The organism is Bacillus stercoris (genome assembly GCF_029772985.1).
Classification (GTDB): domain Bacteria; phylum Bacillota; class Bacilli; order Bacillales; family Bacillaceae; genus Bacillus; species Bacillus stercoris.
In genome coordinates this window covers 3,147,631-3,160,993 of sequence record NZ_CP121861.1, presented here as the reverse complement: position 1 = coordinate 3,160,993, position 13,363 = coordinate 3,147,631, and the positions used below count along the sequence as shown (strand labels likewise).

Below are 13,363 nucleotides of genomic sequence, written 5' to 3'. Positions count from 1 at the left end.
TGAAGTATCTCTGCCCTTCTTTTTTGGGAAAATAAGAACGAAGCACCACATACAAGTTTTTGTATTTTTGATAGGATGAAGAAAAATGATAGATTCCAAAATAGGAAGGATGTGGTGTTTTGCGCAATCTGACTAAGACATCTCTATTACTGGCCGGCTTCTGCACGGCGGCCCAAATGGTTTTTGTAACACATGCCTCAGCTGATCAAAGCATCAAATACGACCATACGTATCAAACCCCTTCATACATCATCGAAAAGCCATCACAGAAGCCGGTACAAAACACAACTCAGAAAGAATCGTTATTTTCCTATCTTGATAAACATCAATCGCATTTTAAGCTCAAAGGGAATGCGAACAGCCATTTTCGTATTTCGAAAACCATAAAGGATCCAAAAACAAAACAAACGTTTTTTAAATTAACGGAGGTTTACAAAGGAATTCCGATTTACGGCTTTGAACAAGCGGTCGCGATGAAGGAAAACAAACAAGTGAAAAGTTTCTTTGGAAAAGTGCATCCGCAAATCAAGGACGTCTCTGTCACACCGTCTATTTCTGAGGAAAAAGCAATACGTACAGCACAGCGTGAGCTCGAGGCTGCCATTGGGAAAATCAAATATCTTGATGGGGAGCCAAAGGGCGAATTATATATCTATCCACACGACGGGAAATTCGATCTTGCCTACCTTGTGAGACTCTCGACATCTGAACCTGAGCCTGGCTATTGGCATTATGTCATCGATGCCAATAGCGGAAAGGTCATCGAGTCCTTTAATGCCATTCATGAAGCGGCAGGTACAGGAATCGGCGTGTCAGGCGATGAAAAAAGCTTTGACGTCACAGTACAGGATGGGCGCTTTTATTTGGCCGACGAAACAAGGGGAAAAGGGATTAATACGTTTGACGCGGAGAACCTGAACGAAACCTTGTTTACACTTTTGTCTCAACTGATCGGATATACGGGCAAAGAAATAGTCAGTGGCACTTCCGTATTTAATGAACCTGCGGCTGTAGACGCGCATGCAAATGCGCAAGCCGTTTACGATTATTACAGCAAGACATTTGGCCGTGATTCTTTTGATCAAAACGGAGCAAGGATTACGTCTACCGTGCATGTCGGCAAACAATGGAACAATGCAGCGTGGAACGGCGTCCAGATGGTGTACGGTGATGGAGACGGTTCAAAATTTAAGCCGCTGTCCGGATCGCTCGACATTGTCGCGCATGAAATCACACACGCAGTCACACAGTATTCCGCCGGCCTATTATATCAAGGAGAACCCGGTGCATTAAATGAGTCCATTTCCGATATTATGGGCGCAATGGCTGACCGTGATGATTGGGAAATCGGCGAGGATGTCTATACTCCGGATATTGCAGGAGATTCATTGCGGTCGTTAGAGGACCCATCTAAGCAGGGAAATCCAGATCATTACTCGAACCGCTACACAGGAACAGAGGATTATGGCGGAGTCCATATCAATTCGTCCATCCACAATAAAGCAGCTTACCTTCTGGCAGAAGGAGGCGTGCACCACAATGTGCAGGTTGAAGGGATAGGGCGTGAAGCATGTGAACAAATTTACTATCGGGCTTTAACATATTATGTAACGGCATCTACAGATTTCAGCATGATGAAGCAAGCGGCGATTGAAGCCGCCAATGATTTATACGGTGAAGGATCGAAGCAATCAGCTTCAGTCGAAAAAGCGTATGAGGCTGTCGGCATTTTATAAGCAAACAAAAACAGTCAGGGCACAGAGTCTGACTGTTTTTGTTTGCTCATTTTCTTAAAAAGAATATCGCCAATGTACCTGGACCGGCGTGCGAGCCGATTGCAGAACCGATAGAATGCATAATGATTTCTTTCGGCTTGAAGGCTTCCTCAATCAAGTGTTTCATGTCCGTGGCTTTTTCTTTGTTCGCGGCGTAGCTGATCCCGATGGTTTGATTGCTCCAATCATCCCCGCGCTCTTTCATAAGCTCGATGATCCGTTTGAAAAGTTTCTTCTGTCCGCGAATTTTTTCCAGCGGCACAAGCTTGCCGTCCTCCATTTGAAGCAACGGTTTTATATTCAGCAGGCCGCCGACAAAAGCGGATGTTTTGGATATCCGGCCGCCCCTTGCGAGATATGTTAAATCATCAACGGTAAAAATATGTTCAAGCTGGTTGCAAAAGTTCTTTACAGACGTTTCAATTTCTTGTATTGTATTCCCGTTGATACAGAGATCGGCAGCATGCCGGACAGCCAGGCCGTATCCTAATGAAGCGCATTTGGAATCAATGACCCGCAAATCGAAATCAGGGAATTCCTCCTTCACTTCATTGGCGATCATTACAGCTGTCTGATACGTGCCGGAGAGACCTGAGGAAAAGGCAATGTAAAGAGCGGGATCACCTGTTTCGGCATATTGCAAAAATACATTTTTAATCGTTTGCGGTGAGGCTTGGGACGTCTTGGGCGTTTCTCCATTTTGCATCGCTTCAAATATTTGATCCGCATGAATTGTGACTGCATCTTCGAATTCTTTATCGCCGAGTGAAACCCTGAGCGGAATAAAGCCAATGCTTTTTTCTTCAAAATAAGAACGAGGCAAATCAGCTGCGCTGTCAGCGATGAGATGAACTGTCATATTGCTTCCCTTCTTTCCGTTATCGCTCGTTATCATGAGAGTTTAAGCCAACTATATCATATTAATTTGCCAAAATCGTGTTCAAATATTTGTTTTAAGGGAAAACATAATAAAGAAGAAAGAGCGGAGGAACATGCCATGGTACTAGATCAAACAAAAAAATTACTCATCGTCATCATCGGCGCTTTACTCAATGCAGCCGGGCTGAACTTATTTTTGATTCCGGCAGATGTATATGCCAGCGGATTTACAGGTGTCGCCCAGCTTTTATCAAGCGTCGTTGATCAATATGCCCCCTTTTACATATCGACGGGAACGCTCTTGTTCCTCTTAAACATTCCGGTCGGTATTTTAGGATGGCTGAAGGTCGGCAAATCGTTTACGGTGTACAGCATTTTAAGTGTCGCACTCACTACTCTGTTTATGGGGATCCTGCCGGAAACAAGCTTATCACATGATATTTTGCTGAACGCGGTGTTCGGCGGCGTCATTTCAGCGGTTGGTATCGGCTTAACATTAAAATACGGGGCTTCGACAGGCGGGCTTGATATCGTCGCCATGGTCCTTGCAAAGTGGAAGGATAAACCCGTCGGCACGTATTTCTTCATTCTGAACGGGATTATCATCTTGACGGCAGGATTATTGCAAGGTTGGGAGAAAGCATTATATACCCTGGTTACACTATATGTGACAACGAGGGTGATCGACGCCATTCACACCCGCCACATGAAACTCACGGCGATGATCGTGACGAAAAAAGCGGACGAAATTAAGGAAGCCATTTACGGAAAAATGGTGCGCGGCATCACAACTGTTCCGGCAAAAGGAGCATTTACGAACGAACAGAAGGAAATGATGATTATCGTCATTACGAGGTACGAACTGTACGATTTAGAGAAAATCGTCAAAGAAGTTGATCCGAAAGCATTTACAAACATTGTACAGACGACAGGGATTTTTGGCTTCTTTAGAAAAGACTGACGAAAGCAGGTGGAAGTCGTGAAACGGCTGCTTGTGATGCTCCTCCCCGTGCTGCTTTTGATAGGCTGCGGGAAAGATGAGCAGACAGAACCCGATAAGGAGGTATCAGGCGGAATGGAGAATCAAGAGGTTGTTTTATCTGTTGACGCAATTCAGGAGCCTGAACAAATCAAGTTTAACATGTCGCTGAAGAACCAAAGCGAACGTGCTGTCGAGTTTCAATTCAGCACAGGGCAAAAATTTGAACTTGTCGTGTATGATTCTGGGCACAAAGAAAGATACCGTTATTCGAAAGACAAAATGTTTACGCAGGCTTTTCAAAACCTGACACTTGAACCCGGAGAAACATATGATTTCTCTGATGTGTGGAAGGAAATCCCTGAGCCCGGAACCTATGAGGTAAAGGTGACATTTAAGGGCAGAGCGGAAAATCTAAAGCAGGTTCAGGCTGTTCAGCAATTTGAAGTTAAATAAGAGGCTATGGCGAATCGCCATAGCCTTTTTTTATTGCAGTTTGTCCAGCTGATTTTGAAATTGATGCAGCTGGCGACGTTCCGCATCTGTCGAATTGGCATACGCAGAAGATACAGCATTTTTGGCTCTCAGAATCGCTTGCTCCTGATCGCCCTCCTCAAAGCCGTTTGTCACCATGACCGCCTGTTGAACAAATGATTTTGCCTGCTGAAACAGTTCGTTTCTCATTTAATATTCAACCTGTCTTTCTGCCGAGTCTCGTGCCGCGGCATGCTGGTGAGCTTCTTCTAAAGTAGACCGATATGGAAATCTTGCGGCGTGTAGCCCGATGGAGTCTTTACCCTGCTGAATAAACCTTCTGGATTTGCTTCGTTTACCCATTTTGAGACTGCCCCCCTCCATACTTTGACGAGATGAGTCGTCTTCAATAGTATGGTGGGGTAAAGTAAGGTTTATGAGTGGGAAAAATTAATACGGACCGTCTTTAAAGTGAGAAATATTCTTTCAAAAACCTTGCCACGCCGTCCTCTTCATTTGCAGCCGTTGTTCGGTTGGCAATCTGCTTGACCGCGTCAATTCCATTTCCCATTGCGACGCCGCAGCCGGCAAATTCAAGCATTTCCAAATCGTTATCCTCATCTCCGAAAGCGATGATCCGCTCTCTCGGCACGCCGTAAAAATCGCTGATTTTCTGCAGGCCGACCGCTTTATTCATGCCGCTTTTGATAATTTCAATGACATGCCACGGAGCGGCCCATCTTCTATGGTCGATCACCTCGGCATGAATATCCGATAAATAAGAGCGTATTGCCGGCACATCTTCTTCTTTTGCATGGATGAGTACGGACGTCACATCTTCACCGAGATTTTCCCGCAAGTCTCCGACCGTTACATTTGTTGTGTTCATGTTAAAGACATCAATCAGGTGCTCATCATGGTAATGGAAGTATACGTCATCAATGACTTCAGCAAGCACGTTATGTACGTTGTAGCTCTCGCTGATATCCACGAGCTGTTTGACAACATCAAGCGGGAGTGACGTATGATACCGTCCCCAGCTGTCGTCCAGCGGATGATGGACAAATGCTCCATTAAAATTGACAATCGGCGTTGTCAATTCCATCTGCTGGTAGTACATAGAACTTGAACGGTACGGACGACCTGTTGAGATGCAGACATAATGCCCGCTATCTTTTAGGCGCTGTATCGTCCGAAGAGTGTTTTCTGATATGGTTTTATCATCCTTTAATAACGTTCCATCTAAATCTAATGCGATTAAATAGGGTTTTGTCTCCATGAAAAGCTCCTTTAACCTTAGATTTTGCTTGTTTTCCCTTACTTACAGTGTAGCTTTTTACCATCTTTATTGTCTACATGTTACACTTATGATTATGGTTATCCTAAGGAGGGCACATTGTGATACAAATTGAGAATCAAACCGTTTCCGGTATTCCTTTTTTACATATTGTAAAGGAAGAGAACAGGCACCGCGCTGTTCCTCTCGTATTCTTTATCCATGGTTTTACAAGTGCGAAGGAACACAACCTTCATATTGCTTACCTGCTTGCGGAGAAGGGCTTCAGAGCCGTTCTGCCGGAGGCTCTGCACCATGGTGAACGGGGAGAAGAAATGGCTGTTGAGGAGCTGGCGGGCCATTTTTGGGACATCGTCCTCAACGAGATTGAAGAGATCGGCGTGCTTAAAAACCATTTTGAAAAAGAGGGCCTGGTAGACGGCGGCCGCATCGGTCTCGCAGGCACGTCAATGGGCGGCATCACAACGCTTGGCGCTTTGACTGCATATGATTGGATAAAAGCCGGCGTCAGCCTGATGGGAAGCCCGAATTACGTGGAGCTGTTTCAGCGGCAGATTGATCATATTCAATCTCAGGGAATTGATATCGACGTGCCGGAAGAGAAGGTACAGGAGCTGATGAAACGTCTCGAATTGCGGGATCTCAGCCTTCAGCCGGAGAAACTGCGCCAGCGGCCGCTTTTATTTTGGCACGGTGAAAAAGATAAAGTCGTGCCTTACGCGCCGACCCGGACATTTTATGAAACGATTAAATCCCATTACAGCGAGCAGCCGGAACGCCTGCAATTTATCGGAGATGAAAACGCCGACCATAAAGTCCCGCGGACAGCAGTGTTAAAAACGATTGAATGGTTTGAAACGTATTTATAAAGCACTGCGTTATGAACAAGGGCTTAATTTACGTTATACTGTAGAAAAAAGGAGTGAGGGAACGTGGAAGAAGCATTAAAAGAAAACATCATGGGCGCCCTGGAACAGGTTGTCGATCCTGAGCTTGGCGTTGATATCGTGAATCTTGGCTTGGTATATGACGTTGATATGGATGAAGACGGCTTAACGCACGTGACGATGACACTGACATCGATGGGCTGCCCTTTAGCGCCGATTATCGTGGATGAAGTGAAAAAAGCATTAGCGGACCTTCCTGAAGTGAAAGAGACAGAGGTTCACATTGTATGGAATCCGCCTTGGACAAGAGATAAAATGTCCAGATACGCAAAAATTGCGCTTGGCATTCAATAAAACAAAAAAGGACAGCCTGACATGTGAGGCTGTCCTTTTTTACAGCTGAAAGGAGTGAAAGGAAATGATGTACCTGCTTGCTGTTTTGTGCCCGCCGCTTGCTGTTTTGTTTTCGGGAAAACCGTTTCAGGCCTTGCTGAATCTCATATTGACCTGTATCTTTTGGCTGCCGGGCGCGATTCACGCCTGCTTTATCGTCGCCGACCGCCGTGCCGAAAAACGGGCAAGAAGATAATATGGAAAAATGAGGGCGCAGACATGGTATAATGGTTGTAAAAAAACAGCAGGGAGAGCACTATGAAAAAGAAATTGCTTGCATTCGCGCTTTGTACTGGCGCGTATGCGGCCCTGTTTGCGTACTCTGTGCAATCAGAGCAAAAAACAGACACAAGCGAGATGACGGATGTCAGCCGCCTGATGCCTGTGAAAATAAAGCAGACAGTGAAAGGGCAGGAAGAGGAAACGCTCCTTGACACAGTCAAAGAGGCAAATCGAAAAAACATAAAAATTTCAATCGCCGGTGCTCAGCACTCCATGGGCGGCCATACATATTATGAGGACGGCATCGTTCTCGACATGACAGGCTACAACAAAATCCTGTCACTCGATAAAGAGAAGAAGACCATCAGAGTGCAAAGCGGTGCAACGTGGAATGACATCCAGAAATACGTGAATCCATACGGACTCGCGGTAAAAGTCATGCAGTCACAAAACATCTTTACAATTGGCGGCTCTCTCAGCGCTAATGCCCATGGACGTGATATCCGCTACGGCTCGCTGATTGATACAGTCAAATCATTTCGGCTTTTAAAAGCTGATGGGACAATTATCACCGTCACTCCAAAAGACGAGTTGTTCACGGCAGTCATCGGAGGGTACGGTCTTTTTGGTGTGATTCTTGATGTAACGCTTGAACTGACGGATGATGAACTGTATGTCATGCAGACTGAAAAAATGAATTACAGCGCATACGCAGATTATTTTACAAAGCGCGTAAAAGGAAATCCAGAAGTCCGAATGCATCTGGCGCGAATATCAACAGCGAAAAAAGGATTTCTGAAAGACATGTATGTCACGAATTACGTATTGGCTGATCAACAGGATCAGCTGACTTCATACAGCGATCTCAAAGAAGATGAATATACGGGAGCAACAAAGTTTGCACTCGGTTTGTCAAGGCGGTATGAATGGGGCAGGAATTGGCTGTGGGGCACGCAGCAATCCTATTTCCTAAGCCAAAATGGCACAGAGATCTCACGCAATAATGTCATGCGGTCCGAATCAAAATTTCTTGAGTATGAAAACAATGACAACACAGATGTTCTGCAAGAATACTTTGTGCCTGTGAAGGAGTATACGGCTTATATAGACGATCTGAGACAAACACTGTCGGGCGAAGATCTCAACCTGCTGAACATTACGATCCGCTACGTGCAGAAAAATGAAAAGGCCGACCTTTCCTATGCGAAGGATGATATGTTTTCGCTCGTGTTATTAATAAATGAGGGCTTTTCAAAAGAAGAGCAGGCAGATACTGCCCGAATCATCAGGCGCATGACAGACGTTGCTATCAAGCATGGCGGCAGCTATTATCTGCCTTATATGACCTACCAGACAAAGGCGCAAATGAGACAGGCATATCCGAAAAGCGAAGCGTTTTTTCAGAAAAAACGAACCTATGACCCGGATGAACGCTTTATGAATTACTTTTATCAGAGGTATAAATAATGGGGAAAAACAAATTAAAATGGCTGACATTATCACAAAGCAGCGTGTTTTTCGCAAGCAGCTTAATCTTTCCGTTTTATATACTGTTTGTGAAAAATATCGGCTCAAGCTACACGCAGTTCGGTTTTTCCTACGGATTGTTCGGGCTGAGCGGCGCACTCATTTATCCGCTCCTCGGACGGCTGTCTGAAAGGTTTGACAGCCGTTATTTTCTGCTTGCGAACTCTTGGGGGATGGCTGTTCTGCTTTTATATGTCCCGCATATCGGAAGCGTCGTTCACGTGTATATCGTCCAAGTGCTGTTAGGGCTCTTTGGAGCGATGCAAAAGCATGGAGAAAAAGTGCTGATCGCTAATTTTACAGACAGTGGAGAACGTGGAAAGAAGATCGGGAATTACCATTTTTGGACAGCTGTCTTTTCAGCAGCAGCCATTATGCTCGGGGGTTTTCTCGCTGACTTTTTCACAGTGCAAATGATTTTTTATGCAAGCTCTATTCTATATTTTTTGAGTGGATTGATGATGATGAAAACAGGCTGACCGCGTCAGCCTGTTTTTTTATGCGGCTGAAAAGGGGCGTCATATCAACGTTTCTCGGTGTGGATGTGTTGATTTTTTTGAGCAGAATTTCCATTGAACAGAAAATTTATAAATGAATAAAAATATTAAATATACGATTGAATTAATTTTTATTCATGTTATAATGTTAAATAATTTCACAAAGACTAAGAGGGTGAACTTGTTTTGAAAATAGGAATTGTAGGTGCTACAGGGTATGGAGGCACCGAACTTGTCAGGATTCTTTCGCATCATCCTCATGCAGAGGAATGCATACTTTATTCATCCAGCGGAGAAGGAAATGTCTATAGCGAGGTTTATCCTCATCTTATCGGCTTAGCGGATCAGAGGCTAAAGCAGATTGATATGAATACGATCAAACACGAAATAGATATCATGTTTCTTGCTGCACCGCCTGGAGTATCAAGTGAATTGACTCCGAAGCTGGCAGATGCGGGAATCCCGGTTATTGACCTGTCAGGTGATCTGAGGATACAAGAGCCCGCTGAATATGAAAAATGGTATAAACGGGCAGCGGCACCGAAGGCGGTGATTCAAGAGGCGGTATACGGTCTGGCAGAACTGAATCAAAAGCAAATTCAACAGGCGAAACTCATTGCCAATCCGGGCTGTTTTCCAACAGCTGTTTTGCTTGGCCTCGCGCCTTTGGCTCAAAAGAAACTGCTCGATGAATCTTTCGTTATCGTTGACGCGAAGACCGGGGTTTCCGGAGCGGGAAGAAAAGCATTCATGGGCACTCATTTTTCTGAGCTGAACGACAATTTTAAAATTTATAAAGTCAATGAACATCAGCACACGCCGGAAATTGAACAGGCGCTGAATGAATGGCAGCCAGGTCTCGGGCCCATTACATTTTCGGCTCACTTGGTTCCGATGACAAGGGGCATCATGGCGACGATGTATACGCAGTTAACCTGTGATTTATCGGCAGATGACCTGCATAACCTATATTCGGAATTTTACCAAGATTCATATTTTGTGAGAGTAAGGCCAAAAGGCTATTATCCGCAAACGAAGGAAGTGTATGGCAGCAATTTCTGTGATATCGCCGTGACCCACGACGAGAGAACGAACAGAGTCACGATCGTCTCGGTCATCGATAATTTAATGAAGGGTGCCGCCGGTCAGGCAGTGCAGAACTTTAATGTAATGAATGGCTGGAATGAAGAGACCGGTCTCGCCATCACGCCAATTTATCCATAGAACGGGAGAGAATCGAACCATGATTCAGTTAAGTGAAGATCAAATTGTAAAAGTAACAGGTGATGTGTCCTCGCCAAAAGGGTTTCAGGCGAAGGGTGTGCATTGCGGGCTGCGCTACTCGAAAAAAGACCTCGGCGTCATTATCAGCGAGACTCCGGCCGTAAGTGCAGCGGTTTATACCCAAAGCCACTTCCAGGCTGCGCCGATCAAAGTGACACAAGACAGCTTAAAGCACGGGCCGGCCTTGAAAGCCGTCATCGTCAACAGTGCCATTGCCAACGCCTGCACGGGAGAACAGGGACTAAAGGACGCATACACAATGCGAGAGATCTTTGCTTCACAGCTTGGCATTGAGCCGGAGCTTGTCGCTGTTTCTTCAACGGGCGTCATCGGCGAACATCTAGACATGGAAAAAATTCAGGCGGGGATCGGGCTGCTGAAAGAAACACCTGCGGGATCAGGAGATTTTGAAGAAGCGATTTTAACAACCGATACGGTGATTAAGCAGACGTGCTATGAGCTGGCAATCGGCGGCAAAACAGTCACGATCGGCGGAGCGGCTAAAGGCTCAGGGATGATACACCCGAACATGGCCACGATGCTGGGATTTGTGACAACTGATGCGGCAATCGAAGAAAAAGCGCTGCAAAAGGCGCTTCGGGAAATCACTGACGTTTCATTTAACCAAATCACAGTTGACGGAGAAACATCCACGAACGACATGGTATTGGTTATGGCGAATGGCTGCGCCGAAAACGAGTACCTGACAGAAGATCATCCAGACTGGCCGGTCTTTAAAAAAGCGCTCTTGCTCACTTGTGAGGATCTGGCTAAAGAGATTGCCAGAGACGGAGAAGGCGCGACAAAACTAATTGAAGCACAGGTACAGGGAGCGAAAAACAATCTTGATGCAAACGTCATTGCTAAAAAGATTGTCGGCTCAAATCTCGTGAAAACAGCAGTATACGGAACAGATGCCAACTGGGGGCGGATCATCGGAGCCATTGGACACTCCGCAGCTCAAGTGACGGCTGAAGAAGTAGAGGTTTATCTTGGGGGCCAATGCCTGTTTAAGAATAACGAGCCTCAGCCATTCTCTGAATCTCTCGCCAAGGAATACCTTGAAGGAGATGAAATCACCATTGTCATCAAGATGGATGAAGGAGACGGGAACGGAAGAGCGTGGGGCTGTGACCTGACCTATGACTATATCAAAATTAACGCGAGCTATCGCACGTAATAAAGGGGAGCATTATGAAGAAAACAATTGTCTTTAAATGCGGGGGAAGTGTCATCCGTGAGCTGTCGGAGGAATTTTTTCAAAATCTGAAAGAGCTGACGGCGTCAGGCTGGAAACTGGCGATCGTACATGGCGGCGGCCCGGAAATTACAAATATGCTGAAGCGGTTAAATATCAAAACAGAGTTTTCGGGCGGACAGCGGAAAACAACGAAGCCGGTGCTGGAAGTGGCGGAAATGGTTTTATCCGGTTCTGTCAATAAATTTTTCGTTGCAGAGCTTGCCAAACACGGACTGCGAGCCGCAGGCATTTCTGGTAAGGACGGCGGTCTTTTGGAGGCTGATTATCTCGATTCGGAAGCATACGGAGAAGTCGGAGAAATCAAAAAAGTCGATGCATCCATGGTGAACGCGCTGATGGAAAAGGACATCATCCCCGTTATTGCGCCGCTGTCTATGACAAGCGACTGCAAAACGCTGAATGTAAATGCCGATCTGGCTGCCTCAGCAGTTGCCGGAGCACTTGAAGCCGATAAACTGATGTTCGTCACAGATGTTGATGGAATCATGAAGGAAAAGCAGCGTCTGGACGTCCTGACCCCTGAAGAGATTCAGACGCTAATCGAGCAGGAAGTGATCACAGGAGGGATGATCCCGAAGGTCAATTCAGCCTTGTCAGCTTTATCAGATCAGGTGTCTGAAGTCATGATCGTAAACGGAAAAGGATCATTCTTCGCAGAACAAACCTTTCAAGGGACAAAAATCGTCAAAGCAAAGGAGGCTGTTTCATGAGCAGCTTGTTTCAAACCTACGGCCGCTGGGATATTGACATTAAAAAAGCAAAGGGAACGCACGTTGAGGATCAGAACGGCAAAACGTACCTCGATTTCATTCAGGGGATTGCGGTATCAAATCTAGGCCACTGCCATGAAGCGGTGACAGAGGCAGTCAAAAAACAGCTCGACAGCGTATGGCACGTATCCAACCTATTTCAGAACAGTCTCCAAGAGCAAGCGGCACAGAAGCTGGCGGAACACAGTGCGGGTGATCTCGTCTTTTTCTGCAACAGCGGCGCGGAGGCGAATGAAGGTGCGATCAAGCTCGCCCGAAAAGCAACTGGAAAAACAAAAATCATCACATTTCTTCAGTCCTTCCATGGCCGCACGTATGCAGGGATGGCGGCGACCGGACAGGATAAAATCAAAACAGGATTCGGCCCAATGCTGGAAGGGTTTCACTACCTGCCATACAACGATCCTTCTGTTTTTGAAGCTCTTGGGGAGGAAGACGATATTGCCGCGGTGATGCTTGAAACAGTGCAGGGAGAAGGCGGAGTCAATCCGGCGAGCGCTGAATTTTTAACAGCCGTTCAGTCATTTTGCAAGGAAAAAGAGGCTCTTCTGATTGTTGATGAGATTCAAACCGGCATCGGACGGACGGGAAAGGGCTTCGCATATGAGCACTTTGGACTCTCACCGGATATCATCACAGCCGCCAAAGGATTGGGAAATGGCTTTCCAGTCGGCGCTGTCATCGGAAAGAAACAGCTTGGAGAAGCGTTTACCCCTGGTTCTCACGGAACGACTTTCGGAGGAAATATGCTGGCGATGGCTGCTGTGAATGCCACATTGCAAATTGTATTCGAGCCTGACTTTCTGCAAGAGGCTGCTGACAAAGGAGCGTTTTTAAAAGAACAGCTTGAGGCGGAGCTAAAAAGCCCTTTTGTTAAACAAGTCCGCGGTAAAGGATTAATGCTTGGAATTGAGTGTGATGGCCCGGTTGCTGGCATTATTGCAGAATTGCAAACATTAGGCTTGCTTGTATTGCCGGCCGGCCCGAACGTGATTCGTCTGCTGCCGCCGCTCACCGTCACTAAGAATGAAATAGCAGAAGCTGTCAGCAAGCTGAAACAGGCAATCGCTCAGCATACCGCTGTAAACCAGTGATTTTTTTTCGATATAAAGGTATAA

Annotated in this window: 16 protein-coding genes; 12 read left to right on the top strand and 4 right to left on the bottom strand. The window is 46.0% G+C overall.

The annotated features are described in order from the left end of the window. Positions 1 to 119 precede the first annotated feature (119 nt). Positions 120 to 1,736 (top strand): neutral protease NprB, encoded by a 1,617-nt coding sequence (nprB, locus tag QA442_RS16515; protein ID WP_095432641.1) that lies wholly within the window; start codon positions 120 to 122, stop codon positions 1,734 to 1,736. A 46-nt stretch (positions 1,737 to 1,782) separates the two neighbouring features. Here nprB and QA442_RS16510 read toward each other — a convergent pair whose 3' ends face one another. Then, complete coding sequence (locus QA442_RS16510; protein WP_069149351.1) at positions 1,783 to 2,634, bottom strand: DegV family protein; 852 nt, start codon at positions 2,632 to 2,634, stop codon at positions 1,783 to 1,785. Positions 2,635 to 2,772: 138 nt separating this feature from the next. On the opposite strand from QA442_RS16510, the gene QA442_RS16505 reads away from it, so the two are divergent. Then, the gene (locus QA442_RS16505) at positions 2,773 to 3,615 is read left to right on the top strand and encodes a YitT family protein (protein WP_003245017.1); all 843 of its coding nucleotides are present in this window, start codon (positions 2,773 to 2,775) and stop codon (positions 3,613 to 3,615) included. 18 nt (positions 3,616 to 3,633) lie between these two features. After that, positions 3,634 to 4,089, top strand: coding sequence for a BsuPI-related putative proteinase inhibitor (locus tag QA442_RS16500; protein ID WP_306646088.1), 456 nt, complete (start codon positions 3,634 to 3,636; stop codon positions 4,087 to 4,089). A 30-nt stretch (positions 4,090 to 4,119) separates the two neighbouring features. Here the strand turns inward: QA442_RS16500 and QA442_RS16495 are convergent, their stop codons facing one another. From QA442_RS16495 to yitU, 3 genes are all read right to left on the bottom strand, one after another. Further along, positions 4,120 to 4,317: a DUF3813 domain-containing protein gene (locus tag QA442_RS16495; RefSeq protein ID WP_003233010.1), complete on the bottom strand. Its 198-nt coding sequence runs from the start codon at positions 4,315 to 4,317 to the stop codon at positions 4,120 to 4,122. Further along, entirely contained in the window at positions 4,318 to 4,470 is a 153-nt protein-coding gene (locus tag QA442_RS16490) for a hypothetical protein (RefSeq protein WP_003239346.1), read from the bottom strand. A 103-nt stretch (positions 4,471 to 4,573) separates the two neighbouring features. Beyond that, a complete protein-coding gene (gene yitU / locus QA442_RS16485; protein WP_095432640.1) occupies positions 4,574 to 5,386 on the bottom strand; it encodes a 5-amino-6-(5-phospho-D-ribitylamino)uracil phosphatase YitU in 813 nt (270 codons plus the stop codon). Positions 5,387 to 5,505: 119 nt separating this feature from the next. On the opposite strand from yitU, the gene QA442_RS16480 reads away from it, so the two are divergent. The 9 genes from QA442_RS16480 to QA442_RS16440 all read left to right on the top strand — a co-directional run bounded on the left by QA442_RS16480 (position 5,506) and on the right by QA442_RS16440 (position 13,339). Continuing rightward, positions 5,506 to 6,273 carry a prolyl oligopeptidase family serine peptidase gene (locus QA442_RS16480; protein ID WP_014663504.1) on the top strand — a complete coding sequence of 256 codons (768 nt, stop codon included), beginning with the start codon at positions 5,506 to 5,508 and terminating at the stop codon, positions 6,271 to 6,273. A gap of 63 nt (positions 6,274 to 6,336) precedes the next feature. Beyond that, the gene (locus tag QA442_RS16475) at positions 6,337 to 6,645 is read left to right on the top strand and encodes a metal-sulfur cluster assembly factor (protein WP_014663505.1); all 309 of its coding nucleotides are present in this window, start codon (positions 6,337 to 6,339) and stop codon (positions 6,643 to 6,645) included. Positions 6,646 to 6,709: 64 nt separating this feature from the next. Beyond that, positions 6,710 to 6,880, top strand: a complete 171-nt coding sequence (locus tag QA442_RS16470) for a YqaE/Pmp3 family membrane protein (protein ID WP_003232996.1) — start codon at positions 6,710 to 6,712, stop codon at positions 6,878 to 6,880. A gap of 62 nt (positions 6,881 to 6,942) precedes the next feature. Beyond that, positions 6,943 to 8,373, top strand: a complete 1,431-nt coding sequence (locus tag QA442_RS16465; RefSeq protein ID WP_095432639.1) for an FAD-binding oxidoreductase — start codon at positions 6,943 to 6,945, stop codon at positions 8,371 to 8,373. 44 nt (positions 8,374 to 8,417) lie between these two features. Beyond that, positions 8,418 to 8,912: an MFS transporter gene (locus tag QA442_RS16460; RefSeq protein WP_095432772.1), complete on the top strand. Its 495-nt coding sequence runs from the start codon at positions 8,418 to 8,420 to the stop codon at positions 8,910 to 8,912. A gap of 204 nt (positions 8,913 to 9,116) precedes the next feature. Continuing rightward, on the top strand, positions 9,117 to 10,154 hold the full coding sequence (gene argC, locus QA442_RS16455) for an N-acetyl-gamma-glutamyl-phosphate reductase (RefSeq protein ID WP_095432638.1): 1,038 nt from the start codon (positions 9,117 to 9,119) through the stop codon (positions 10,152 to 10,154). 19 nt (positions 10,155 to 10,173) lie between these two features. Beyond that, a complete protein-coding gene (argJ, locus tag QA442_RS16450; RefSeq protein WP_095432637.1) occupies positions 10,174 to 11,394 on the top strand; it encodes a bifunctional ornithine acetyltransferase/N-acetylglutamate synthase in 1,221 nt (406 codons plus the stop codon). A gap of 14 nt (positions 11,395 to 11,408) precedes the next feature. Beyond that, positions 11,409 to 12,185 carry an acetylglutamate kinase gene (gene argB, locus QA442_RS16445; protein WP_095432636.1) on the top strand — a complete coding sequence of 259 codons (777 nt, stop codon included), beginning with the start codon at positions 11,409 to 11,411 and terminating at the stop codon, positions 12,183 to 12,185. After that, positions 12,182 to 13,339: an acetylornithine transaminase gene (locus QA442_RS16440; protein ID WP_095432635.1), complete on the top strand. Its 1,158-nt coding sequence runs from the start codon at positions 12,182 to 12,184 to the stop codon at positions 13,337 to 13,339. The genes argB and QA442_RS16440 overlap by 4 nt, the downstream gene beginning before the upstream one ends. The last annotated feature ends 24 nt before the right edge of the window (positions 13,340 to 13,363 follow it).

Excerpts from the sequence above, each read along its gene's own strand:
- QA442_RS16510 (WP_069149351.1), bottom strand. The coding sequence starts at position 2,634 with ATGACAGTTCATCTCATCGCTGACAGCGCAGCTGATTTGCCTCGTTCT.
- QA442_RS16505 (WP_003245017.1), top strand. The coding sequence starts at position 2,773 with ATGGTACTAGATCAAACAAAAAAATTACTCATCGTCATCATCGGCGCT.
- QA442_RS16495 (WP_003233010.1), bottom strand. The coding sequence starts at position 4,317 with ATGAGAAACGAACTGTTTCAGCAGGCAAAATCATTTGTTCAACAGGCG.
- QA442_RS16490 (WP_003239346.1), bottom strand. The coding sequence starts at position 4,470 with ATGGGTAAACGAAGCAAATCCAGAAGGTTTATTCAGCAGGGTAAAGAC.
- yitU (WP_095432640.1), bottom strand. The coding sequence starts at position 5,386 with ATGGAGACAAAACCCTATTTAATCGCATTAGATTTAGATGGAACGTTA.
- QA442_RS16470 (WP_003232996.1), top strand. The coding sequence starts at position 6,710 with ATGATGTACCTGCTTGCTGTTTTGTGCCCGCCGCTTGCTGTTTTGTTT.
- QA442_RS16465 (WP_095432639.1), top strand. The coding sequence starts at position 6,943 with ATGAAAAAGAAATTGCTTGCATTCGCGCTTTGTACTGGCGCGTATGCG.
- argJ (WP_095432637.1), top strand. The coding sequence starts at position 10,174 with ATGATTCAGTTAAGTGAAGATCAAATTGTAAAAGTAACAGGTGATGTG.
- argB (WP_095432636.1), top strand. The coding sequence starts at position 11,409 with ATGAAGAAAACAATTGTCTTTAAATGCGGGGGAAGTGTCATCCGTGAG.
- QA442_RS16440 (WP_095432635.1), top strand. The coding sequence starts at position 12,182 with ATGAGCAGCTTGTTTCAAACCTACGGCCGCTGGGATATTGACATTAAA.